The sequence below is a fragment of the Rhodopila globiformis genome (assembly GCF_002937115.1).
Lineage (GTDB): Bacteria > Pseudomonadota > Alphaproteobacteria > Acetobacterales > Acetobacteraceae > Rhodopila > Rhodopila globiformis.
Genome location: NZ_NHRY01000132.1, coordinates 1 through 22443, shown reverse-complemented (window position 1 = coordinate 22443; position 22443 = coordinate 1). Strand labels below are relative to the sequence as shown.

Annotated in this window: 22 protein-coding genes and 1 tRNA gene; 7 read left to right on the top strand and 16 right to left on the bottom strand. The window is 66.7% G+C overall.

Annotation, left to right across the window (positions count from 1 at the left end; translation table 11 throughout):
• Positions 1-323 precede the first annotated feature (323 nt).
• The 3 genes from nusG to CCS01_RS12865 form a co-directional block, all read right to left on the bottom strand.
• Positions 324-854 (bottom strand): transcription termination/antitermination protein NusG, encoded by a 531-nt coding sequence (nusG, locus tag CCS01_RS12875; RefSeq protein WP_104519221.1) that lies wholly within the window; start codon positions 852-854, stop codon positions 324-326.
• Between the two features lie 14 nt (positions 855-868).
• Entirely contained in the window at positions 869-1063 is a 195-nt protein-coding gene (secE, locus tag CCS01_RS12870; protein ID WP_104519223.1) for a preprotein translocase subunit SecE, read from the bottom strand.
• 74 nt (positions 1064-1137) lie between these two features.
• A tRNA-Trp gene (locus tag CCS01_RS12865) sits at positions 1138-1214 on the bottom strand.
• Positions 1215-1417: 203 nt separating this feature from the next.
• On the opposite strand from CCS01_RS12865, the gene CCS01_RS12860 reads away from it, so the two are divergent.
• Positions 1418-2590, top strand: coding sequence for a PA0069 family radical SAM protein (locus CCS01_RS12860; RefSeq protein WP_104519222.1), 1173 nt, complete (start codon positions 1418-1420; stop codon positions 2588-2590).
• Positions 2591-2720: 130 nt separating this feature from the next.
• On the opposite strand, the gene CCS01_RS12855 is transcribed toward CCS01_RS12860, so the two are convergent.
• Positions 2721-3134 carry a DoxX family protein gene (locus tag CCS01_RS12855; RefSeq protein WP_104519220.1) on the bottom strand — a complete coding sequence of 138 codons (414 nt, stop codon included), beginning with the start codon at positions 3132-3134 and terminating at the stop codon, positions 2721-2723.
• A gap of 234 nt (positions 3135-3368) precedes the next feature.
• On the opposite strand from CCS01_RS12855, the gene CCS01_RS12850 reads away from it, so the two are divergent.
• Positions 3369-4472 carry a hypothetical protein gene (locus tag CCS01_RS12850; protein ID WP_104519219.1) on the top strand — a complete coding sequence of 368 codons (1104 nt, stop codon included), beginning with the start codon at positions 3369-3371 and terminating at the stop codon, positions 4470-4472.
• 10 nt (positions 4473-4482) lie between these two features.
• On the opposite strand, the gene CCS01_RS12845 is transcribed toward CCS01_RS12850, so the two are convergent.
• Positions 4483-4971, bottom strand: coding sequence for a phasin family protein (locus CCS01_RS12845; protein ID WP_104519218.1), 489 nt, complete (start codon positions 4969-4971; stop codon positions 4483-4485).
• A 543-nt stretch (positions 4972-5514) separates the two neighbouring features.
• On the opposite strand from CCS01_RS12845, the gene CCS01_RS12840 reads away from it, so the two are divergent.
• The 4 genes from CCS01_RS12840 to CCS01_RS12825 all read left to right on the top strand — a co-directional run bounded on the left by CCS01_RS12840 (position 5515) and on the right by CCS01_RS12825 (position 10329).
• Positions 5515-7167, top strand: coding sequence for an isovaleryl-CoA dehydrogenase (locus tag CCS01_RS12840; protein WP_104519217.1), 1653 nt, complete (start codon positions 5515-5517; stop codon positions 7165-7167).
• Between the two features lie 349 nt (positions 7168-7516).
• The gene (locus CCS01_RS12835) at positions 7517-8620 is read left to right on the top strand and encodes an aldose epimerase family protein (protein ID WP_104519216.1); all 1104 of its coding nucleotides are present in this window, start codon (positions 7517-7519) and stop codon (positions 8618-8620) included.
• 512 nt (positions 8621-9132) lie between these two features.
• Positions 9133-9519 (top strand): VanZ family protein, encoded by a 387-nt coding sequence (locus CCS01_RS33670; RefSeq protein WP_158258367.1) that lies wholly within the window; start codon positions 9133-9135, stop codon positions 9517-9519.
• 273 nt (positions 9520-9792) lie between these two features.
• Positions 9793-10329, top strand: coding sequence for a methylated-DNA--[protein]-cysteine S-methyltransferase (locus CCS01_RS12825; RefSeq protein ID WP_204848242.1), 537 nt, complete (start codon positions 9793-9795; stop codon positions 10327-10329).
• 893 nt (positions 10330-11222) lie between these two features.
• On the opposite strand, the gene CCS01_RS12820 is transcribed toward CCS01_RS12825, so the two are convergent.
• From CCS01_RS12820 to parA, 4 genes are all read right to left on the bottom strand, one after another.
• Positions 11223-11711, bottom strand: a complete 489-nt coding sequence (locus tag CCS01_RS12820; protein ID WP_104519213.1) for a VOC family protein — start codon at positions 11709-11711, stop codon at positions 11223-11225.
• Between the two features lie 106 nt (positions 11712-11817).
• Positions 11818-12600: an SDR family oxidoreductase gene (locus tag CCS01_RS12815; protein ID WP_104519212.1), complete on the bottom strand. Its 783-nt coding sequence runs from the start codon at positions 12598-12600 to the stop codon at positions 11818-11820.
• Between the two features lie 82 nt (positions 12601-12682).
• A complete protein-coding gene (locus tag CCS01_RS12810) occupies positions 12683-13129 on the bottom strand; it encodes a CopD family protein (protein ID WP_104519211.1) in 447 nt (148 codons plus the stop codon).
• Positions 13126-13746 carry a ParA family partition ATPase gene (gene parA, locus CCS01_RS12805; RefSeq protein WP_104519210.1) on the bottom strand — a complete coding sequence of 207 codons (621 nt, stop codon included), beginning with the start codon at positions 13744-13746 and terminating at the stop codon, positions 13126-13128. Before parA ends, CCS01_RS12810 begins: the two co-directional genes overlap by 4 nt.
• Before the next feature lie 149 nt (positions 13747-13895).
• Between parA and CCS01_RS12800 the strand changes: the two genes are divergently transcribed.
• Complete coding sequence (locus CCS01_RS12800) at positions 13896-14336, top strand: GNAT family N-acetyltransferase (protein ID WP_104519209.1); 441 nt, start codon at positions 13896-13898, stop codon at positions 14334-14336.
• Positions 14337-14730: 394 nt separating this feature from the next.
• Here CCS01_RS12800 and CCS01_RS12790 read toward each other — a convergent pair whose 3' ends face one another.
• The 7 genes from CCS01_RS12790 to CCS01_RS12760 form a co-directional block, all read right to left on the bottom strand.
• On the bottom strand, positions 14731-15396 hold the full coding sequence (locus tag CCS01_RS12790; protein ID WP_158258366.1) for a phasin family protein: 666 nt from the start codon (positions 15394-15396) through the stop codon (positions 14731-14733).
• A gap of 573 nt (positions 15397-15969) precedes the next feature.
• Positions 15970-18219 (bottom strand): glycogen debranching protein GlgX, encoded by a 2250-nt coding sequence (gene glgX / locus CCS01_RS12785; RefSeq protein WP_104519206.1) that lies wholly within the window; start codon positions 18217-18219, stop codon positions 15970-15972.
• Positions 18220-18297: 78 nt separating this feature from the next.
• Complete coding sequence (locus tag CCS01_RS12780; RefSeq protein ID WP_104519205.1) at positions 18298-18531, bottom strand: CsbD family protein; 234 nt, start codon at positions 18529-18531, stop codon at positions 18298-18300.
• Between the two features lie 63 nt (positions 18532-18594).
• Positions 18595-19506 carry an SMP-30/gluconolactonase/LRE family protein gene (locus CCS01_RS12775; protein ID WP_104519204.1) on the bottom strand — a complete coding sequence of 304 codons (912 nt, stop codon included), beginning with the start codon at positions 19504-19506 and terminating at the stop codon, positions 18595-18597.
• Between the two features lie 287 nt (positions 19507-19793).
• Positions 19794-21077 (bottom strand): histidinol dehydrogenase, encoded by a 1284-nt coding sequence (gene hisD / locus CCS01_RS12770; RefSeq protein WP_104519203.1) that lies wholly within the window; start codon positions 21075-21077, stop codon positions 19794-19796.
• 99 nt (positions 21078-21176) lie between these two features.
• Positions 21177-22127, bottom strand: a complete 951-nt coding sequence (locus tag CCS01_RS12765; RefSeq protein ID WP_104519202.1) for a DMT family transporter — start codon at positions 22125-22127, stop codon at positions 21177-21179.
• A 56-nt stretch (positions 22128-22183) separates the two neighbouring features.
• Positions 22184-22443: transposase (locus CCS01_RS12760; protein ID WP_146101659.1), on the bottom strand; the 260-nt coding region annotated here is incomplete at its 5' end.

Genomic DNA, 22443 nt, shown 5'->3' with positions numbered 1-22443 from the left:
GATTGGCGCGGGGGCGGTGGGGCGGGTCTGGCCGGTAGAGATGGGGCTGAAGCGGGGGGTGCGCCCACGCCGTACACAGGCCCGGCCGCGACAGAGCCGTATCAGTGAGCGCGGGCAGCGCGAGGTCGCGGCCGATTGCCGGGCGTGGCGCCGGAGATCGATCTCAGGAGCGATGCCGGCGATGGGAGCCGCGGCCCCCGCTCCCAACCGTGACACCGGAGCGGCGAGACGGATCTTGCAGGTCTAAAGTCCGTCTTCACACACGGAACGGATAAAGCCGATCGGCTTCGTGGGCCGCGCGTTGGACGATCCGCGGGTTGGTGTCAGACCTTCTCCACCTGGGAGTACTCCAGCTCCACCGGCGTGGAGCGGCCGAAGATCGAGACGCTGACCTTGACGCGGCCTTTTTCCTCGTCCACCTCCTCGACCGTGCCATTGAAGCTGGTGAACGGACCATCCGCCACGCGCACCTGCTCGCCGACTTCGAACATCACCGCCGGACGCGAACGATCGACGCCCTCCTGGTTCTGCTTCAGGATGCGGTCCGCCTCGGCCTCGCTGATCGGGCTCGGACGGGTCTTGCTGCCCAGGAAGCCGGTCACTTTCGGCGTGTTCTTCACCAGGTGCCAGGCTTCGTCGGTCAGATCCATCTTCACCAGGACGTAGCCGGGGAAGAACTTGTGCTCGCTGCTGACCTTCCGCCCGCGCTTGACCTCGACGACGTTCTCGGACGGCACCAGCACCGCCTCGAACTGGTCCGCCAGGCCCTTCTGCGCCGCCTGCTCGGTGATCTGCTGCGCGATCTTCTTCTCAAACCCGGAGTAGACGTGGACGACGTACCAGTTCTTGGCCATTCCCTGTTGTTCCCTCAGACACCCACACTGAACAACGCGCGCACCCCAAGGCCGATCACCTGATCCACGACAAAGAAAAACAGCGCGGCGATGCCGGCCATGGCGAACACCAGGCCGGTTGTCACCAAGGTTTCCCTGCGGCTCGGCCAGGTCACCTTGACCAGCTCATTCTTCACTTCGCGCAGGAATTTAACCGGGTTAAAGGTCACGTTCACAAATTCCTCATGATGATCGCCGACCAGACGCCATGTTCGGTAGCCGAGGGGCCGGAACCCGGGAAAAGTGGCAGGGGTGGAGGGTCTCGAACCCCCAGCCTCCGGTTTTGGAGACCGGCGCTCTAGCCAATTGAGCTACACCCCTACCGCGGGCCGGCGCTCAATCCATGGGATCGGACGCGACGAAGCGGAAAAAAGGGCGCCCGGGCGGCATTGTCAAGCGTTTATCCGGAACGACCGCCCTCTAAGCAAAAGTTCATGCTATGTTCTTGACAACCCGGGCATGTCCATGCAAAAAGCATCATGAACGCAGAGGGAACATACACCCTGTTTCGGGAACGCGAGCAGATGCGGACGCATATTGATCACGACAACGGCCCGGGATCAGCCGGCGCCCCTTGCCTGGCCCGGAATCCCGCACGGACCACATGCAGGGTCGCTGGGCGTGGCGCAGTGACGAATCCGGCCGTGCGATTCGACACCCGGATCACCGCGCCGTTCGACGACGGCTGGGATACGCTGGGACAGGAAGTCGGCGCACCGGACCTCGAGACCCTGCCACGGCTCGAAACCAGCGTGATCCCCGACACTACCCGTTCGGCGATCAGCTGGAACAACTCGCCGGACATCGGGTTCGACCGCGCGGTGAATCCGTACCGCGGCTGTGAACACGGATGCATCTACTGCTTCGCCCGGCCGACGCACGCCTACCTGGGCTACTCGCCAGGACTGGATTTCGAGACGAAGCTGGTCTTCAAGCCCGAGGTGGCGGAGCTGCTGGAGAAGGAGCTGCGCAAGCCCGGCTACGTGCCCCGCACCCTCGCCCTGGGCTCGAACACGGATCCATACCAGCCGATCGAACGCACCCTGACGCTGACCCGCTCGGTGCTGGAGGTGCTCGACCGCTTCAACCACCCGGTCGGCGTTGTCACCAAGTCCGCCGGTGTGCTGCGCGACCTGGACATCCTGACATCGATGGCGCAGCGCAACCTGGTGCGGGTACACCTGTCGATCACCACCCTCGACCCGCGGCTCGCCCGGGTGATGGAGCCGCGGGCGGCGACGCCGGCGCGGCGGCTGCAGGCGATCGCCAGACTGGCAGAAGCGCGGGTACCCGTCGGCGTGCTGGTCGCGCCGATGATCCCGGCGCTGAACGATGCTGAGATGGAAAGGATCATGCAGGCTGCCGCCGCGGCAGGTGCGCGGCATGCCGGCTACATTCTGCTGCGCCTGCCGCTGGAGCTTCGGCAGATGTTCGAGGACTGGCTGCACACGCATTTCCCCGACCGCGGCCGGCATGTGCTCAGCCTGATCCGGCAGTCCCGCGGCGGAGAACTGAACGATCCGCGCTTCCATCACCGCATGTCCGGACAGGGCGCCTATGCGGATATCCTGCGGCAGCGCTTCGCCAAGGCGGCCAGTCGTTTCGGCTATGACGAAACAGACAGGCATCTCGACTGCACGCGGTTCGCCCTGCCCGAAGCTGCTCCGCTGGAAGCCTGCCAGATGTCGCTGTTCTGATCGATCAGCGAACGACAGCGGCCCGCAGGCAAGTTGGGACGCACAGGCGGCCTGCCTTCATCGTCATTGCCCGGGCGAGCCCGTATGGGCGTCAAAATGGCGACGACCGCTGCCATATGGTCATGCCGCCCTAGGCACGGCGCGCCGACCCGGTTACCGCTGAACGCCGGCCATCCAGGCTCCATGCCCCCGGTCCGGCAAACACCAGATAGAGGAAGATGAAGCAGAACAGGATGGCGGCATCGCCACCGTTGATCCCCGGCCAGAAGCTCCGCGGCGCGTGCACCATGAAGTACGCGAAGGCCATCTCGCCCGAGCAGATCAGGGCCGCCGCGCGGGTCTGCAGGCCGAGGACGACAAGGGCGCCGCCAAACACCTCGATCAGGGCCGCGACGACCAGCAGCAGCGGCAGCGGGCTGGGCACGCCCGGCTGCGGGGCGGGGAAGTGAACCAGCTTCATCAGGCCGTGCTGCATGAACAGCAAGGCGGTGACGATGCGGAGCAGACTGAGAATGATGGGCGACGCCTTTTCGAACGACTGCATGATTTCCTCTCCGGTTGTTGGGGTTGCTCGCCGCATGGCCTGAGCAGATCCCTGCCGGGAGTCTATGGCATATCGGCAATTCCTGGCATTCCGGCCGGCGCTGGCCGCGCCAGTCCGATCACAGGCGCGCGACAACGGCCGCAGCGCGGCGCAAAATGTTATCGGCGTCACTGAAGGCGCCGTCCGGCGCTGCGAGCATGGCCCCCGGTCAATCGCACGAAGGGGCACAGCGTCATGGACGGCTTCGTTATCACGCCGACGCTCGACAGCAGCCACCTGGCCGCCGCAATCGAGGACTCGCAGGACCTGCTGCGCTACGCCGCCCGGGCCGGCATCGCCATCCCCGATGCCACCATCAACGCCCTGGTCCACGCCCGGACCTGCCTCGCCTCCGGCACCGTGCCGGAGGCGGACACCGTCGCCTTCTACGCCGCCTATGCCACGCTGGCCTCGCGGGTCGCGCCGGTGACAGTCGACACGCTGCGCATCTCGAACGAAAAGACCCGGCAGAACCTGCGGCGCAATGGCATGCTGGCGGTGGCGCTCGCCCTGGTCGTGGTGGTGTTCTCGGGGATTAGCTCGGTCACCACCTCCATGGCGCAGGGCATCCAGGCCGGCATCACCCATGCCAACGAACTCGCAATCCACCTGCGCGCCGAGGTTGGACCGCCGAAGCCCGGCAGCACCGTGGAAACCGGTTGCGGCCCGGCCACCATGCCGCCCGATCCGCCGCTGAAAGCGACGGACGCGACCGCGCTGATCGCCGAATTGCAGGACTTCGCTGCGACCATCCGCACCATGCTGCGCACGGCGACGAAGCTGGATGTATTCGTGGCGGACTGGGAAAAAAGCCCGCTCGACCCGCCCGGCGCCTGGGGCGCCAATGCCCAGGAGCGGCTGGAGCTGCAGCCCGACCTGATCAACATGCGCAAGGACTCGTTCTGCAAGATCGCTACATACGAAGCCGTGAGACTGTTCGCGCAGAATGTCCATGCCGACAGCCTGGCGATCTATGGCGCGATCTCGGCCTATCTGCTGCCGGTGCTGTATGCGCTGCTGGGCGCTTGCGCGTACAACCTGCGCGACTTCTCCACCCGGGTGAAGCGGCGCACCTACCATCCCTCGTCCTATGCCAACACGGCGCGGACCATTGCCGCGATGACGGTGGGCACCATCATCAGCCTGTTCAATGTCTTCAACAACAGCGCGGGACTGCAGCCGCTGGCGGTCGCCTTCCTGGCCGGCTATGGCGTCGAAGCGTTCTTCGCCTTCCTCGACGCGCTGCTGACCGCGTTCAGCAACCGCGGCCGGCCAGCGCCACCGGCGGCCGCGGCCTGAGGCCGCGTGGTCAGCACAGCCGTTCGGTATTGGCGGCGACGGCGTCGTGGATCGGCTCCATCGCCGCCTCGTGCGCGTGCAGCGCCAGCATGCCCATCGCGGCCATCGCCGAGCCCAGCCGATCGAGCCAGGCCAGCGCAAACTGGCCCTGCGCCTCGGCCAGCGCCAGCGGGTCGGCACAGCCGGCCATCGCCATCGTCGCGCTGGCGGTGGTCAGGACCTGATCCGAGGCGAGGCGGGTCATGGTGAATCCGGCATGGCTCGACCGCTCCAGCATGATCATGCCGGCGGAGGAGAACGCCTCCATCTTTTCCGGCACCATGCGATGGAACTCGGTGTGATCCGCCCGCCACGGATCGAAGGCGGCGGCGAAGCCCAGGGCGACGCGCCGGGCGACCACCTGGCCGGCGGCAAGGGCGAGAATGCTGCTGCGGTCGATGCTGCGCACCGCCGCCTGCATGACGTGGCCGATGGTTGCCGTGCCGTTGAATGAGGTCATCTGATCCGTCCTGTTGCCGGCAGCCGGGCGAGGCGCGGCCGGGGGGTGAGCCTGACGCTGTTAAACCAAATCCCGGCTGACGCCTGCAGGCCGAGCGGAGGTCTATGTTGCAGTGCAGCATAAGATTTGCAAGCCCTTTTCCTCCCCATGTCCGCAGCCGCCGATGCGCCGGCAGCACAGCGTTCACGGCGCCGGCCGGATGGTCAAGGTTGGCCGAGCTTACGCCCCATTGGCGTTAAAACAGGAGTACAGGCGGTGCGGCTGCCGTGTCGTCATGGCGGCCGCAGGGCCGCCATCCACGCCTTTCCGCGGCTTCAACACCGCAAGGCGTGGATGCCGGGCCTCCGCCCGGCATGACGAAACCGCAACGGCCGCCGCTGTTTTAGCGCCAATGGGGCCACGCCCCTGTGCGCCGGAACGGGGCATTCCGTCACGCGGGCCTTTGATTTTACCGCCCGCCGGAAATGTCGGCCTTGTTGGACGTGGGTTATGATGCAGGCTGAACGATTGAAGGCCGCCGCTGCCAGGCCGCAGGAGAGAGACATGCCGCAAGCCGCGCCCGACCCGTACGGCGCCGCCACGCACGAGGTGATCAACCAGCCGCTGGAACTCGCCGGCACCAACCTGTTCACCGCCGATCGGCCGCTGACCGAGGCGGTGGCGCGCGAGGGCGCGGGCTGGGCCAGCAACGACATCGCCGATTTCGGCGCGCGCATCGGCACGGCCGATTATCTCGACCTCGGCGTCCAGGCCAATCGCCACCAGCCGGAATTCGACACGCACGACCGCTACGGCCACCGCATCGACCTCGTACGCTTCCATCCCAGCTATCACCAGTTGATGACGACCGCGATCGAGGAGGGCCTGCATGCCTCGCCCTGGACCGATCCGCGCCAGGGCGCGCATGTGGCCCGCGCCGCCCGCTTCTACATGCACAGCCAGGTCGAGCCCGGCCACGGCTGCCCGATCAGCATGACCTTCGCCGCCGTGGCCTGCCTGAACCAGCAGCCCGACGTCGCGCGGCACTGGCTGCCGAAGGTTTTCGCCAGGGACTACGACCCGCGCAACGTCCCGGCCGACCAGAAGACAGGCGTCACCATCGGCATGGCGATGACCGAGAAGCAGGGCGGCTCGGACGTGCGCGCCAATACGACGCGGGCCATTCCCGTCGGTGCCGGCGGACCGGGCGGCGAATACGAGCTGGTCGGCCACAAATACTTCGTCTCCGCGCCGATGTGCGATGCGTTCCTGGTGCTGGCTCAGGCGCCGGGCGGGCTGTCCTGCTTCCTGGTGCCGCGCTGGAAGCCGGATGGAACCAAGAACCCGCTGCAGGTGGTGCGGCTGAAGAAGAAGATGGGCAACGCCTCCAACGCCACTAGCGAAACGGAATTGCGCGGCGCCCTGGGCTGGATGATCGGCCAGGAGGGCCGCGGCGTCGCCACCATCATCGAAATGGTGGCGATGACGCGCTTCGACTGCATGATCGGCTCCTCGGCCATCATGCGCGCCGCGGTGTCGCAGGCGATCGACCATTGCCGCCAGCGTGCCGCCTTCGGCAAGCTGCTGATCGACCAGCCGATCATGCGGAACGTGCTGGCCGATCTTGCCATCGAGACCGAGGCGGCGCTGGCGCTGGCCATGCGCATCGCCCGCGCGCTGGATGACCGCGAGGCCGGCCTGGTCCGCATCGGCGCCGCCATCGGCAAGTACTGGATCTGCAAGCGCACGCCGGGCCTCGCGGCCGAAGCGATGGAGTGCATCGGCGGCTCGGGCGTGATGGAGGACGGGCCGATGCCGCGCCATTTCCGCGAAAGCCCGGTCAACGCGATCTGGGAAGGATCGGGCAACGTGCAGTGCCTCGACGTGCTGCGCGCCCTCAGCCGCACGCCCGAAACGCTCGACGCCTGCTTCGCCGAACTGGCGGCGGCCAGGGGCGGCAACGCATCCTACGATCGCCATGTCGCCGCGCTGACGGACGACATGCGCGAAACCAGCGATTTCGAGGAGCGGGCGCGCGATCTGGTCGATCGGCTCGCGGTCGGATTGCAGGCGAGCGTGCTCGTCAGGCACGCGCCGGCTTTCGTGTCGGACGCCTATTGCGCCTCGCGCATCGGGCAGCGCGGCGCGCATCAATTCGGCGCGCTGCCGAAGACGGTGGATTTCGGGGCGATCATAGAGCGGGCAAGGCCGCGGTAGGCGGTCGTTGCCGTTTCGTCATGCCGGGCGGGTACAACGCCGCATGTTGTGTGCTTGACAGCGGAAAAGTGGGCGGGCAACGCTGACTTGAACTTGCAAGACAACGCACCAGCCGCGACTTGCCCGCAGAGCGGCAGGATAGGGAGGACGAGCGACCATGACAGCATCCGGCAAGATGCTGCGTCGCGCCATGCCGCAAGCGGCCGCGCCTGGCTCCGCCCGCGCGATGCCGCGCTCACCCGGCCGCGCAAGCCGGTTCTTCGGCGCAAGGACCGGAACGGATCGCGCAAACAACAAAAGACGACTTGTTCTGGCCACTCCTTGCGTGGCCGTTATAGCGGCATCCGTCATGACAACAAGCGAAGCACAGGCGGCGACGCTCGGCAGCGCGCCGTTCGGGACGACCGGGGACGGCAAGCCGGTCAGCCTGTACACGATGACCAGCGGGCGCGGCGTGGTGGTGAAGTTCATGAGCTACGGCGGCACGCTGACCCAGATAATGGCGCCTGACCGGAACGGCCATGCCGCCGACGTCATCCTGGGCCTGCCGACGCTGGCCGACTATCTGAAGCTGGGCTCGGCCAGCCCGTATTTCGGCGCGCTGATCGGCCGTTACGCCAACCGGATCGCCAAGGGCCGTTTCAGCCTCGACGGCAAGGAATACACGCTGGCGATCAACAACCCACCGAATGCGCTGCACGGTGGCCTGGAGGCGTTCGACAAGCGGGTCTGGACCGTCGAGCCCACCGCGACCTCGGGCCATGCGGTGTCGGCGCGGCTGACGCTGACCAGTCCTGACGGAGACCAGGGGTATCCGGGCACGCTGCAGGTGACGGTGACCTACACGCTGTCGGACGACAATGCGTTCACGATCACCTACCAGGCGACGACGGACAAGGACACCGTCCTGAACCTGACGAACCATGCCTATTTCAACCTTGCCGGCGCCGGGGCGCCGGATGGCGTGTATCCGCAGGTGCTGACGATCAACGCCGATTCCTACCTGCCGACCGACGCGGGCGCCATTCCGCTTGGCGCGGCCGAGTCCGTCGCAGGCACACCGTTCGACTTCCGCAAGCCAACGCCGATCGGCGCCCATATCCGCGACAACAACGAGCAACTCCTGATGGCGCACGGCTACGACCACAACTGGGTCCTGAGCAAGACAGGCGACCGGTCGCAGCCGCAATTCGCCGCGCGGCTTGTCGATCCCGCCAGCGGACGGACGCTGGAGTGCCTGACGGACCAGCCCGGTATCCAGGCCTATACGAGCAATTTCCTGACAGCCACGATCGCCGGCATCGGCGGCATCTACCGCCAGACGGATGCCGTGACGATGGAGACGCAGCATTATCCCGACAGTCCGAACCATCCGGATTATCCGACGACCGAACTGAAGCCGGGCGAGATATTCCACAGCACGACGATCTTCCGCTTCGGCGTGGCCCGTTGACGGAGGCCTGCGGCAATATCGGGTCCGGCGCTCGGCCCGGATCGACATCACCAATGCGTTCCACAACCCCTGACCGGTGTCCGGCGTGTGGACGCTGCCACCGAGTGTGGTAAAGCTGCCGCAGGATGTTCCACTCGCGAAGCCGCTGACCGAACGCCGGTTGGACTGGACCGTGCGGCGGCCTCGCTCGCGTATCCGGCACCGTCCGCGTGAAGACGAGCGGTTGCTTCCGGGTTCGCGGCAGCCGAAGGAACCGAACCGGATTGAACCTGGACCGGGCCGCCCGCGACCGCGAACCCGGCAGGTTCCCCCGTGGGTTGGCAATGGAAGGCAAATTACAGCAGGCCGCAGGTCGCTTGAGACAGGGCGACGGCGCTCCCTCATCGTCATGGCCCGGCTCGTCCGGGCCACCTATCGCGGCACATGTGCTGGAACAGGTGGCCCGGACGAGCCGGGCCATGACGATGAGGACAGGGGGCCTCAGCGTCCCAACCGACCTGCGGTCTGCTGTAGTGGGTACGATCGACGTGAGTCATGACCGGCTGTTTTCCCGCGTCCTTCGCGTCAGTGCGTGGGGTTGCGTTGTCCTGATCGCCGTCCTCTCCCTGCTGCCGGCCGAGGACATGGTGCGTACTCCCCTGGGCGGGCATGTCGAGCATATGACCGCCTATGCCGGCACGGCCGCCTTGCTCCGGTTGAGCTATCCGAGGCAGGGGAAGCGGATAGCCGTAGCGATGTCCATGTATGCGGGCCTGCTCGAGCTGCTGCAGAACCTTGCGCCGGGTCGCCACCCGGCGGTGGCCGACTGGTTTTTCAGCTCGGCCGGCGCCCTGCTGGGGATCGTCTTGATCCACGTCACCTGTCAGGTCTGGTGGCGGCGCCGGGCCGGTCAGGCCTGATCGGCGACGGGCCCGGTTTCCACAGGCCGGCGCCGCTTACGCATGGTGGGCCGGCACCGGGCGTCGCCGGCTGCGGTCACCGCGGCTCGCCCTGTCATTGCCGCCTGGGTGGTGCGAGGCCCCGGCAGTCAGACGCCGGCGCGCCTGGAGAAGCGCTATGACTGAAAGCAATATCCGGGACAGGAACGTGGTTGAAACCTTGCCCTGAACTTACGATGTCCGGACTGAGCAACATACCGGGACCGTGTGACGGGCCGCGCCATGCGATACCACATGTTCGAGACGAAAGCCGGCTTCTGCGGCATTGCCTGGAACGGCACAGGAATCACGCGCTTTCAGCTGCCGACCGACAGCGCCGCGGCGACGGAACGTCTCCTCCGGCGCCGGGCACCGGATGCCGAACCCGCGGCGCCCACGCCGGACGTGGCCGAGGCCGTTGCCGCCGTGCAGCGCTATTTCGAGGGCCAGGAGACGGACTTTTCCGGCCTCAGGCTCGACCTCGGCGAGCAGGACGCGTTCTTCAGGCGGATCTATGCCGCGGCCCGGCGGGTCAAATGGGGCCAGACGACGACGTATGGCGCCCTGGCGAAGGACCTCGGCGCCGGGCCGGAGGCGGCACGTGATGTCGGCCAGGCCATGGCCCGGAATCCGGTGGCGCTGATCATCCCCTGCCACCGGGTGCTGGCGGCGGGCGGCAAAATCGGCGGCTTTTCAGCGCCGGGCGGCTCGGCTGCCAAGATCCGCATGCTGGCGCTGGAGGGGGTTCACGTCGAGCCGCCCCGTCCGGCACAGGCGTCGTTCGGGTTCTGACGCGGCATCGGCCGAGGACCGATAGTGGTTGCATCGGAACGGATCGCGCCTGACACCAACCGGCGTGGAAGGCGGCCGATCCCCTATCCGGCATGGCCCGGCTCGTCCGGGCTATGACGAAGAGGCAACCATCGCACCGCCCCGGATATCCCAGTATTGGCCGCCGGAGAATTCGTCCCCATTCCCGGAGTTCTTGCGACGAGCGGCGGTGTCGTCCGGGGTGGGTCGAGGGCAGCAGCGGAGCCTGGATTGGCGATTGATTTTTAACACGGAGAACGCGAAGAACCACAGAGGGCCACGAAGGGTGTGAACGAGTCAGCCAATGACACGGCGCAGACCGTGCGAAATACCAAGCGCTCGAAATTCTGACACGTTGGCACCGGCCTCTTCCCGCCATGCCGGGCCTGCGGCCGCCATGACGGGAAGAGGCTGTCTGCCCCATTCCACATTATTTTAACGCCAATGCGGCCTGCGCTGGCCATGCCGGGTGGAATCGTCTGTGCCGACGTGTCGGGATTTCGGGCGGTTGGTGTAAGGTATCAAATATGAACTGCTTCGGGCTCGCCTGCCGACGCTGCGACGCGCTTTGATCGCCAGCCCGGGGATGCGGTTCGTCCGGTCCCGAGTCGCCAGCAAGGTCCGATCTCCGTGGCGCTTCGTGGTCCTCCGCTTTCTCCGTGTTGAAAATCAAGGAAGAATGCGCAGGCACGGACGGTTCCGGGAGCGCTGCCACCGCCTGCCACGGCCTCAGCCCCCAGTCTCCATCCCCTGCCGATGGTGGCCAGGGCGAACGGCGGAGGGCCTTCTGCCCCATCCAACAGGGCGGCATTTTCGGCGAGCTTACTGGCGCCAAGGCGGGCAAGCCGGACGATGACCGACCAGGAATGTTCCTCTCAGCTTCCGGTTTTCGGCGACGGGTTCTGGTCCCAGTTCGGATCGGCGCTGGGACTCAGGGGATTGTCCGGCGAAACCAGCAATCCCTTGCCCGGGACGAAGTTCACCTCCAGCCGGATGCCGTCCGGATCCTCGAAGACGAAGTAGTAGTAGCCCGGCGCGAAGTCCCCCGCCATTGGGCCACGGTCGATATACGCCCCCATCGCCCGCACCTTGCCGGCGGCAGCGTCAACGTCGTCGCGTGAACGCGCCCGCAGGCAGACGTGATGCAGGCCGATCCGGTTCGGCACGAACCGCTCGGCCGCGTGCTCCGGCGCGCAGCGCTGGATGCCGATCGCGGTTCGTCCGCCGACATGATAGAGGAAATTGTTGCCGTCATAGACTTTCGTCATGCCCAGGAACGGCAGCAGTTCGGAATAGAAGGCGTGCGCCTTCTCCCACTGGCTGACCGTCAGGATGACATGGGCGATACCGTTCACCTCGATCATGGATGACGCACCTTTCTTCCGTACACGCCCGGGCCTGCCCCCCTGCCCTGACCGAGCGGCCGCGCGGGTCGACCTCGGAACGACCCGGACCGGGATGACCGGCGGATCAAACCACCGGGCTTGCGCCGCCGTCCATGTTGATCGCCGCGCCGGTGGTGAATCCGGCCAGGTCGCTGCACAGGAAGCACGCCATCGCGGCGAACTCCTCCGGCTTGCCGATGCGCCCCATCGGCACGCCCGCGCCCATTTTCGCGGCGAATTCCTCGTAGGAGGCGTTCGAGCCCTCCCGCTGGTGCCGCCGCCGGTGCTGGTCGGAGTCGATCAGCCCCACCAGCAACCCGTTGACCAGGATGCCGTGCGGCGCGCCTTCGCCGGCCAGCACCTTCATCAGCGCCATGCCGGCGGCGCGCGACACCGCCGTCGGCGCACCGTTGGCCCGCGGCGCCTTCGCCCCGGTGTTCAGCACATTGATGATCCGGCCCCAGCGCCGCTGCCTCATCCCCGGCCAGGCCAGACGGCTGAGGCGGATCGCGGCGAACAGCTTCAGGTCCAGGTCCTCCTGCCAGATGGCGTCGGTGATCTGCTCGGACGGCATTGCCCGCGACACGCCGGCATTGTTGACCAGGATGTCGACCTGGCCGAAGCGCTTGATTACCGCCTCGAAGGTGCGGGCGATGTCGTCGGCCTTCGACACGTCGCACGGGAACGTCGCCACCTTGCCGGACGCGCCGTCCGAGACGATGGCTTCCGCCTCGGCCAGCCCCGCGGCGCCTCGCGCCAGCATCGCCACATTGGCGCCCGAGGCGGCGAACTGCTTCGCCATGGCCAGGCCCAGGCCCTTGCTGGCGCCGGTAATGATCGCCGTGCGACCGTCGAGGCGGACGTCCATTGTTTTCTCTCCCCTGCTGGTTGCCGCCACTGTGCGGCCTGTGCGTGGGAGAGGCAACGCCGCGGCTACCGCGGGGCGGGGATCATCCCCCGATCAGGCCCGCGATGAACACGGTGATCAGCCCCAGGATCAGGTTGATGCCAATCAGGTTGCGCACCGTCGTCAGGCTGGCCGCCATCCGGGTGCGGTCGATGGTGCGGCGGAACTTGCGCCACGGGCCGAACACGATCGCCAGGAACAGGCCCGCCATCACCAGCCCCAGCGCCAGCATGACATGCACCTCCCACGGCACGCCGGCCATGCCGCGATACGCCAGCATGATGAACCCGCTCGCCAGGATGATCGGCATCGCGATCCAGACCACCAGGAAGAACTTGTGGTGCACCTGGGTCTGCAGCAGCATGCGCTGCGGCGCCTCGATCGCGGTCAGGCTCGGCCGCAGGATCGCATAGGCGAAGAACATCCCGCCGACCCACAGTACGGCGCCCAACAGGTGCAGCGCCTTCAGGAACACATACAAAGTCGTCATCCAACCATCTCCAGTAATTCGGTCAGCAGGGCGCGTAGCTCATTTGCCGCGATTGATCGAGGGGCCGCTTCGGTGATGCCCAGGCCGGCGGCGAAGGCGGTGGCGAAGCCGGTGCGGTTGCCGATGGTCGCCGCCAGCAGCCGGTTGCCCGAGGCGCCAAGCTGCGCCGCCACCGTCTCCCGCAGCTTGCCCGCGGCCGGCACGCGGTTCAGCACCAGCGCCGCCGGCCGCTTCTCGTCCGCCGCCAGCTTCAGCGTGCCCTCGGCGGCCCAGACGTCCGGCGGGCTGGGCTGCACCGGCACCAGCACCATGTCGGCCGCGCGGATCGCCAGCCGCGCATCGGTGTCGATCTGCGGCGGGCTGTCGATCAGCACCACGTCGTGTGCCGCGGTTAGGCGATCCAGCTCGCCGCGGACGCGCCAACCGGAGACGTCGGAGAAGGTCAGCTTCGCGGCATCGGCGGGGCGCAGCGCGTGCCAGCGGGTCAGGCTGTGCTGCGGGTCGATATCGAGCAGCGCCACCCGCCGCGTCGCCGCCAGGGCCGCCCCAAGGTTGGCCGCCAGCGTCGTCTTGCCGGTGCCGCCTTTCTGCTGGGCGACCGTGATAACCACCGCCATGGCGCGTGACTCCGTTAATGATGCGCAAGTGGATCAGAAATCCCGCCCAGGCGCCAGCGAGCGACTTTGTGTGGCGTTTTGCCGCGTCCGGCGGTATTGTGCCGCCATGTCCGCAGCGAATGACGGATATGAGGAAACCAGGATAGACAATGTCGTCCAGCACGCCGCGCGAACAACATTATTACCGGCTGGACCGGCCGCAATGCGCGAAGGACTGGCAGGCCTGGCACGGCATCCGGCGGAAAGTCTTCCACCTCCCCCGGCCTGAGCAGGATGACCGCCCCGGCATCCATCCCTTGCTGCTGTGGCGCGACGATGAACCGATTGGCGCCATCCAGGTGGACGACCTGCACAACGCCGCCGCGGCGCTGCGTCTGGTGGCGATCGATCCGGCCCACCAGGGCGGCGGCCACGGCCGGGTGATGCTGCAGCGGGCCGAGGAGTTCGTGAAGAACCTGGGATGCCGCAAGGCCGTCGTCTACGCGACGCCGGAGGCCGCCGGGTTCTATGCCCAGGCCGGCTACGACGAGGAAGACTGGGACGACATGTGCATGGGCGGCATCGTGCAGATGCTGAAGAAGCTGGACTGATCCGGCGTGCCGGCGGCCAGGCGGTTGCCGCTTCGTCATCGCCGGGCTCGTCCGCACAAGCGCCAACTTAAAGGGGGGAGTAACAGGGCGTGGTCGTCACCCTGTCGTCATGGCCGTACCCCCACCTCGCCATACCAGCGTCCGTGGGCGAGCCGCCCCATCGCGCCAACGCTGTACCAGCCGCCGCCGGGTCAGTGCCTGTAGGCCGTCGATCCGCCCCCGCGGGGCCGCCGGAACGGCGCCGCCCGCAGCGGTTCCGGCGGCGGCTCCGGCGGAATCGGTATCGGCTGCGGCGGCTCCTCGATGGGCGGCGGATCCTCCGGATCAGGCGTTACTGGTGGCTCGCCTGGCGGGACCGGCGGATCCGACAGCCGGACGCAGGGTGGCAGCCGCGTCAATGACGGCCGTTCTGCAGCGGGCGCGCCGCTTCCTGCGCTGTGCGGCCGGCAAGCGCCAGCAGGCGGCTGCCGGTCTCGACCGCATAGGTAAGGCTGTCGAGATAAAGGTCGCGCTGCACCTCGGCGAGTTCGATCAGGTTCCGGCAGCGCAGCAGGTCCTGCGGCTTGTGCGCCGCGTGCTCCAGGCTGTGGTCGACCATTTCGAACCATGCGTGCTGCATCTGCTGCAGGCCGCGCCCCAGCGACATGTAGCTGGAGAACAGCGCTTGCACCTGCTCGGCCGAGCGTTCCGAGGCATCGCGATAGATGTCCATCGCCGTCGCCGTCGAGTTCAGCAGCCGGTGGCCGCGGCCGAAGCTGATGTCGGCGACGCGGCCGCCGACGCCGGCGGCGGTACGGGCGGCCATCAGCATCGCCTCGCGGCCCTGCTCGGCCACCTTGGAGGAGATCGTGGTCGCCGCGTCGGCGGTCTCGGCCATGGAGTCGGTCACTGTATGGGCAGCGTGTCTGGCGTTGTCCGCGCCATTTTCCATGGCCCTGGCGGTTTCACCTATCGTGTCCCTGGTCGCCTTGCCAGCGGCTTCGACCGTGGCATGGCCAGCCCGCGTCGCGGTGTCCGAAGCCTTCCGGGTTGCCTCGGCGGTCTTTGTCGTTTCTGACATGATACGTGCCCCAACTGTGATGAAATCTGTCGCACAGGTTAAATACAGTGTTGCGACATCGCGCCCGGGCAGGGAGAAAGGCTTCTGCATCTCGTTCAGAAGACGCACCCGAAGCACACAAATACTATAGAGCGTCGCGGCGCAGTTGCAGCATCACGGACGCGTTAATCGATCAGACTTCTGTCATGCGATTGCAATCAATTACCCAATGCTTTGACACGACTATCAATCTTCATCGCACAACAGAACCCTGGCCGGGCGTGATTCCGGTTGCGGCATCAACACGCAGCGCCCGACGCTTGACTATACGCAAAGGCCCGGCGGCCTACCACTCAGTTGGAGATCAAACTTGCCGGTTTGGCGGTCCGGCACCCGCGACGATCGCTTATGCCAGCCGCGTGAATTTCCGCTGCCGCGTCACGGACGATACCGCCCGTCTTACAGCGCCGACAGAAGAAGGCGTGGACGCCTGGCATGACGAAGCAGTCACGACTGCCGCTATTTCAACGCCTGTGGCGCCGTCGGCCGTGTTGCCGGTGTCACGGTCCGGCCGAAGCGCCCCGGCGCGATCCGCTACGAGGACATCGCCCGCTCCGCCTCCGGCCCGCTTTCCGCCGCCGCCATCGGGATCGGCTGCTCGGCCATCTGGCGGAACGCCTCGACCGCCCGCCGCAGCGCCACCGAGCGCTGGCTCTCCGGCTCCAGCGCGAACAGCACGAGCGACCGCCCGGTCACCTCGTAGCCGTCGCCGGTGCGGAATGAAGCGTGGCTGTTGTCGTCGGGAATATTCGTATCCAGCAGGCGCCGCCAGATGGTGCCGCCGACGACCTCGGGCAGCATGAAGGTCACCACGTCATGATAGGCGTTCAGCACCAGCAGCACGGTGGCGTCCAGCGCCGGCGCCTTGATGCCGGTGGCCTGCGCCCGCCCGTCCAGCAGCATGCCAAAGCAGCGGGCATGGGCGTCCTCCCACTGCTCCCCCTCGATGTCCTGGCCTGTCGGCGACAACCAGCGGACGTCGCGGACATCCAGATCGGGATTGTATTCTCCGGTCAGGAAACGCGAGCGCCGCAGGATCGGGAAGGATTGCCGCAGGACGATCGCCTTGCGGACGAATTCCGCAAGCTCGACCTCCTTCTCGCCGAAGTTCCAGTTCACCCAGCTGATCTCGTTGTCCTGGCAATAGGCGTTGTTGTTGCCTTGCTGGGTGCGGCCGAATTCGTCGCCTGCCAGCAGCATCGGCGTGCCCTGCGCCAGCAACAGGGTCGCCAGCAGGTTGCGCTTCTGGCGTTCGCGTGCCGTAGCGATCTCGGGATCGTCCGTCGCGCCCTCGATGCCGAAGTTCCAGGAATGATTGTCGGAATGGCCGTCGCGGTTGTCCTCGCCGTTCGCCTCGTTGTGCTTTTCGTCGTAGGATACCAGGTCGTTCAGGGTGAAACCGTCGTGGGCGGTGATGAAGTTGACGCTGGCCCAAGACTTGCGGCCGCGCCGGGCGAAGCAATCGGCCGAGGCCGACAGCCTGGTCGCCATGTCGGCCTGCTTGCCCAGGTCGCCTTTCCAATAGGCCCTGACGGTATCACGGAATTTATCGTTCCACTCGGCCCAGCCGGGGGGGAAGCCGCCGACCTGGTAGCCGCCCGGGCCGATGTCCCAGGGCTCGGCGATCAGCTTGGTGGTGGCCAGCACCGGGTCCTGCAGGCAGCTTTGAAGAAAACCGTGTGCTTCGTTGAATCCGTTCGCCTCGCGCGCCAGGATCGTGCCCAGGTCGAAGCGGAATCCGTCGACGTGCATCTCCTGCGCCCAGTAGCGCAGGCTGTCGGTGACCATTTGCACGACGCGCGCATGGCTCATGTTCAGGGTGTTGCCGGTGCCGGTGTCGTTGATGTAGTAGCGCGGCTGGTCCGGCAGCAGCCGGTAGTACGACAGGTTGTCGATACCGCGGAATGACAGTGTCGGGCCGCGTTCGTTGCCTTCCGCGGTGTGGTTGTACACGACATCCAGGATGACTTCCAGCCCGGCGTCGTGCAGGCGCGCCACCATCTCCTTGAATTCCGAGAAAACGAAGGCGGGAATTGCGGAATACCGCGGATCTGGGGCGAAGAAGCCGATGCTGTTGTAGCCCCAGTAGTTGGTCAGCCCCTTGTCCAGCAGGTAGCTGTCGTTGACGAACGCGTGGATCGGCAATAATTCGATTGACGTAACACCGAGCGAGCGGATGTAGTCCACCACCTCCTTGCGGCCGAGGCCGGAATAGGTGCCGCGCAGGCGGTCGGGCACCGCCGGATGCAGCATGGTGTAGCCGCGGACATGCGTCTCGTAGACGATCGTCCGGTCCCACGGAATTGATGGCGCGCGTTCGCGACCCCAGGTGAAGGCCGGGTCGATCACGCGCGCCTTCGGCATGAAGCGGGCGCTGTCGCGCTTGTCGAAGGTCAGGTCGTCGCCCTCAGCGCCCAGGGTGTAGCCGAATACCGCCGGATCCCATTGCAGGCTGCCGACATGGGCCTTGGCGTACGGGTCCAGCACCAGCTTGCTGGGATTGAAGCGATGGCCGGCCTCGGGCTCGTACGGGCCATGCACGCGGTAGCCGTAGACGGTGCCGGGCCGGGCATCGGGCAGGTAGCCGTGCCAGACCTCGTTGGTGTATTCCGGCAGTTCGATACGTTCCAGTTCCTTTTTGCCATCGTCATCGAACAGGCATAGCTCGACCTTCGCGGCGTTGGCCGAGAACAACGCGAAATTGACCCCCAGGCCATCCCAGGTGGCGCCCAGCGGTTGCGGCGATCCCTCTCGGACACGTGACTTCTGGACGGCTGGCGGCATCGGCGGCCTCGCGTGCTTGGATGGAAGCGGAACAAAAAAAGGGGGGCAAGCCTGCCCCCCTTACGGTACGGGAACGCCTCAGGACGTCAGGCGGCCGAGCACGTAGCCGACGGCCACGGCGATCAGCGCCGAGACAATCGGCTGCGACTTGATCACGTCGCTGAGCTGCCCCGCCGCCTGCTGCGCCTGGCCGGAGGCCTGGTTGTACAGCCCCTGCGCCTGGGTCTTGGCATCGCCCGTCAGATTGCCGACCGCTTCCTGCGCGCGGCCGCCCAAGTCCCGAGCCGTGCCTTCTACGCGATTGGTATCCATATAAACCTCCTCGATAACCGGGAAGCTAACAAACGCTGGCGGAAAGAGATGGTTCCGCAGCCATCACCCAAAATTCAGCTTCAGTCCGGGTGTGGGCCATTCCATGGTGCCAAGCTGGCCGCTGTCTGACAAGGTGACATAGGCGGTGCGCATGCCGGGGCCGCCGAAGCAGATGTTGGTCGGGTAGATGTCCGGCATCTTCACCTCGCGCACGATCTCGCCATCGGGGGAAATTTCCGTGATGTACCCTGTGTTCAGCGTGGCCACCGCGACGTTGCCGTTGGCCAGCACCGCCATGCTGTCGAACCGCGCGCTGCCGGGCAGGCCGGCGATGATCCGGCCGCTGTGCGGCACGTGCGGCGGCGGCTTGCGCAGCACGCCGGGCGCCTCGATGTCGAAGGCCCACAGGCGGGCGCCTTCGGTGTCGGCGACGTAGAGCGTCCGGCCGTCCGGCGACAGGCCGCAGCCGTTCGGGCTGAGCACCGGGTAGGCGATCTCGACGATCTTCGAGCCATCCGGCAAGGCATAATACACGCCGCCATGGTCGCGGTGGCGGGCGAGGCGCTTGCCCAGGTCGGTGAAGTAGAAGCCGCCATGCACGTCGAACACGATGTCGTTCGGCGCCGAGAGCTTGTGGCCGGCTGCCTCGGTGTAGAGGGTCTTCGCCTCGCCGGTGCGGGCGTCGATCCGCTGGACGTAGCCGAACTTGTAGTCCGGATGTGGGGCGATGCCCATCGAGTGGCCCTCGACGTAGCGGCTGCCGCCGTTGTTGCACAGATAGAGCGCGCCGTCCGGTCCGAAGGCCAACCCGTTTGGTCCGCCGCCGCAACGGGAGAACACGCTGGTGGTGCCGTCGGGGGCGACGTGGGACAGTTGGTTGTTGCGGATCTCGGTCAGGATGATGGCGCCGTCCTGGCAGACAACGGGCCCTTCCGGAAAACCGAAGCCGGTGGCGAGGATTTTGACGTCGGTCATGCTGCTTCCCCCCATTGCGCGATCCGGAGCAGTGTCGGCCGATCGGCGTGGGCGTCAAGGCTGGGGCGACCACCGAGGACCCGCCGCCGTTGGCGCCGGGTCCGTTCCATCTCCGTCATGGCCGGGCGTGTCCCGGCCATCCACCCCCAGCCGTCGAAGCGCAGATGGCCGGGACACGCCAAGCCATGACGGAGATGGAACGGCCATGGTCGCTTACGACAAAAGAATAACGAACTTGCAGTCGCCCTCCCACCACCCCTTCACCTATGCGGCCGGAGTTCCCGGACTTACGCGTTCCTTCCCCCGTAGCGCCGCACCCGCAGGTCGGCCTGTTCCTTATGTCCGGCAAAATTCTCAATTGCGCACAGGCGGGAACAATATTCGCCGATCATTGCGGTGGCTTCGGGGGAGACTTGCTGGTAGGTGACCGTTTTCAGGAACTTGCCGACCCACAGTCCGCCTGTGTAACGAGCTGCCCGCTTCGTCGGCAGCGTGTGGTTGGTGCCGATGACCTTGTCGCCATACGCGACGTTCGTTTCCTTGCCCAGGAACAGCGAGCCGTAATTCGTCATCCGGTCCAGGAACCATCGCGGATCACGAGTCAGCACCTGCACATGCTCGGAGGCGATGCGGTCCGCCTCGGCCAGCATCTCCGCGGCCGTGTCGCACAGGATCACCTGGCCGTGGTCGCGCCACGCCACGCTTGCGATGTCGGCCGTCGGCAGCACCGCGAGTTGCCGTTCGATCTCGGCCGCAATGCCCTCGGCGATTCGTGCCGACGTCGTCAGCAGCACCGCCGGGGAGGTTGGCCCGTGCTCGGCCTGGCCCAGCAGGTCGGTCGCGCACATCTCCGCATCCGCCGTATCATCCGCAATGATCAGCGTTTCGGTCGGCCCCGCCAGCAGGTCGATGCCAACGCGGCCGAACAACTGCCGCTTGGCCTCGGCGACATAGGCGTTCCCCGGCCCGACCAGCATGTCCACCGGCGCGATCGTTTCTGTTCCCAAGCCCATCGCGGCGACCGCCTGGATGCCGCCCAACAGGTAGATCTCATCCGCGCCGGCCAGCGCCATCGCCGCGACTGTGGCGGCGGGCGGCTCGCCGTTCAGCGGCGGCGTGCAGGCGGCGACGCGCTTCACCCCGGCGACCTTGGCGGTCAGCACCGACATGTGCGCCGACGCCACCATCGGATACCGCCCGCCGGGCACATAGCAGCCGACGCTGGCGACCGGGATGTTCTTATGACCCAGCCGGACGCCCGGCATCGTTTCGACCTCGATATCACGCAGCGCGTCCTTCTGCGCCCGGGCGAAGTTCCGGATCTGTGCCTGGGCGAATTTGATGTCGGTGATCACCTGCTCGGGCAGGCTGTCGATCAGCGAACGGATCTCGTCCGGGGAAAGCCGGAACGACGCCGGCTGCCACTTGTCGAACTTCGCCGACAGGTCCCGCACGGCGGCGTCGCCGCGGGCCGCGATGTCCTCCAGGATCGACTCCACCGTCTGGCGGACCTTGCGATCGGCCTCGGTTTTCTCGGCCTCGGTCGCGCCGTGCTTCAGTATCCGGATCATTTGCCTGCCCTCCGCGTTTGTCAGGGGCGATAGGCGGCCGGCGGGAATTTCGCAAGGCCGGCGCCGCGCACCTTCCGGGCATCGGCGGGCGCGTGACCGCTATTCCGCCGGCGACCGCACCGGCTTCACCGCGGCCGGCACAGGTGTCGCCGCGCCCGGGCGCAGCGCCAGGAAGGCGCCGACCAGCATCAGCGCCATGCCGACGGCCTCGCCCCAGTCGAGCGGCTCGTTGAACAGGGTGCAGCCTATGATGACGGCGACGATGGGCGAAATGAACGCGTACATCCCCGTGCGGCTGGCGCCCCAGTCGCGCACCAGCAGGAGATACATCGTCGTGGCCATCAGCGCGCCGGGCACCAGCAGGTACAGCCAGCCCAGGAACGCCGGCCATCCCCAGTGCAGCCGCATCGACGCCCACGCCCCCGGCTCGACCGCCAACGCCACCAGCAGCATGATCAGCCCGCCAGCCAGATTGGTCAGGCCGGCGAGCTGCACCGGCTCCAGCGTGCGCATCATCGGCCGCGCCAGCACCGTGCCGAGCGCGTAGCACAGCGTCCCCACTGCCACACCGGCCGCGCCGATGATCCGCCACGTATCCAGCGTGCCGGCCATGGCATCCGGGCCGAACAGCATCAGCACGCCGACGATGCCCAGCAGGATGGCGCCCAGCCGGCGGGGGCTGAACCGTTCCTGCCCCAGCGCGACGGTGAACACCAGCAGCGCCAGCGGCGTCAGCGCTGAGCTGATCACCGCGGCCAACCCGGCGGTGATGTATTTCAGCCCGTAAAGCTGGATCACCTGGTTCAGCGAGATCAGCACGATTGAAACGAAGACCAGCCGCGGCCACAGTCGCGGTGGCGGCATGACCCGCTCGCCACGAAGGCGGCGGACCGACAGCAGGATGGCCCCAGTCAGGCTCCAGCGCAGGCCGGCGAACACGCCGGGCGAGACGGTGGCAATGCCGATCTTCATCGCCAGCCAGGTGGTGCCCCAGACGAAGCAGACGAACGCGAACATGGCGCGCTGCGCCGAAGGCGAGAGGGGTATCATGGACGTTTGCGTTCACTCCGGGCGCACAGGTTTGCGCCGGATGTAACTAACCCGAACTATGGATAAGCCTCGAGCTTTTTGCCTTTGCGCAAGATGGACGGCTTGCCGGGTCTGTAGGCGTAAGCGACGAGACAGGACAGGATATGGACCATGGCATTGATGGGCGATCTGTGACGTGAATGCTCAAGGCCCATCTGGCATTTGAGGATGTCGAACACGGTCTCGATGACGAAGCGCCCTCGCAGCATACGCTTGTCGACCAGCGGCATCAGCTGGTTGCGCATATTGCGCCGGATGCCGGTGATCAGGTGCAGGC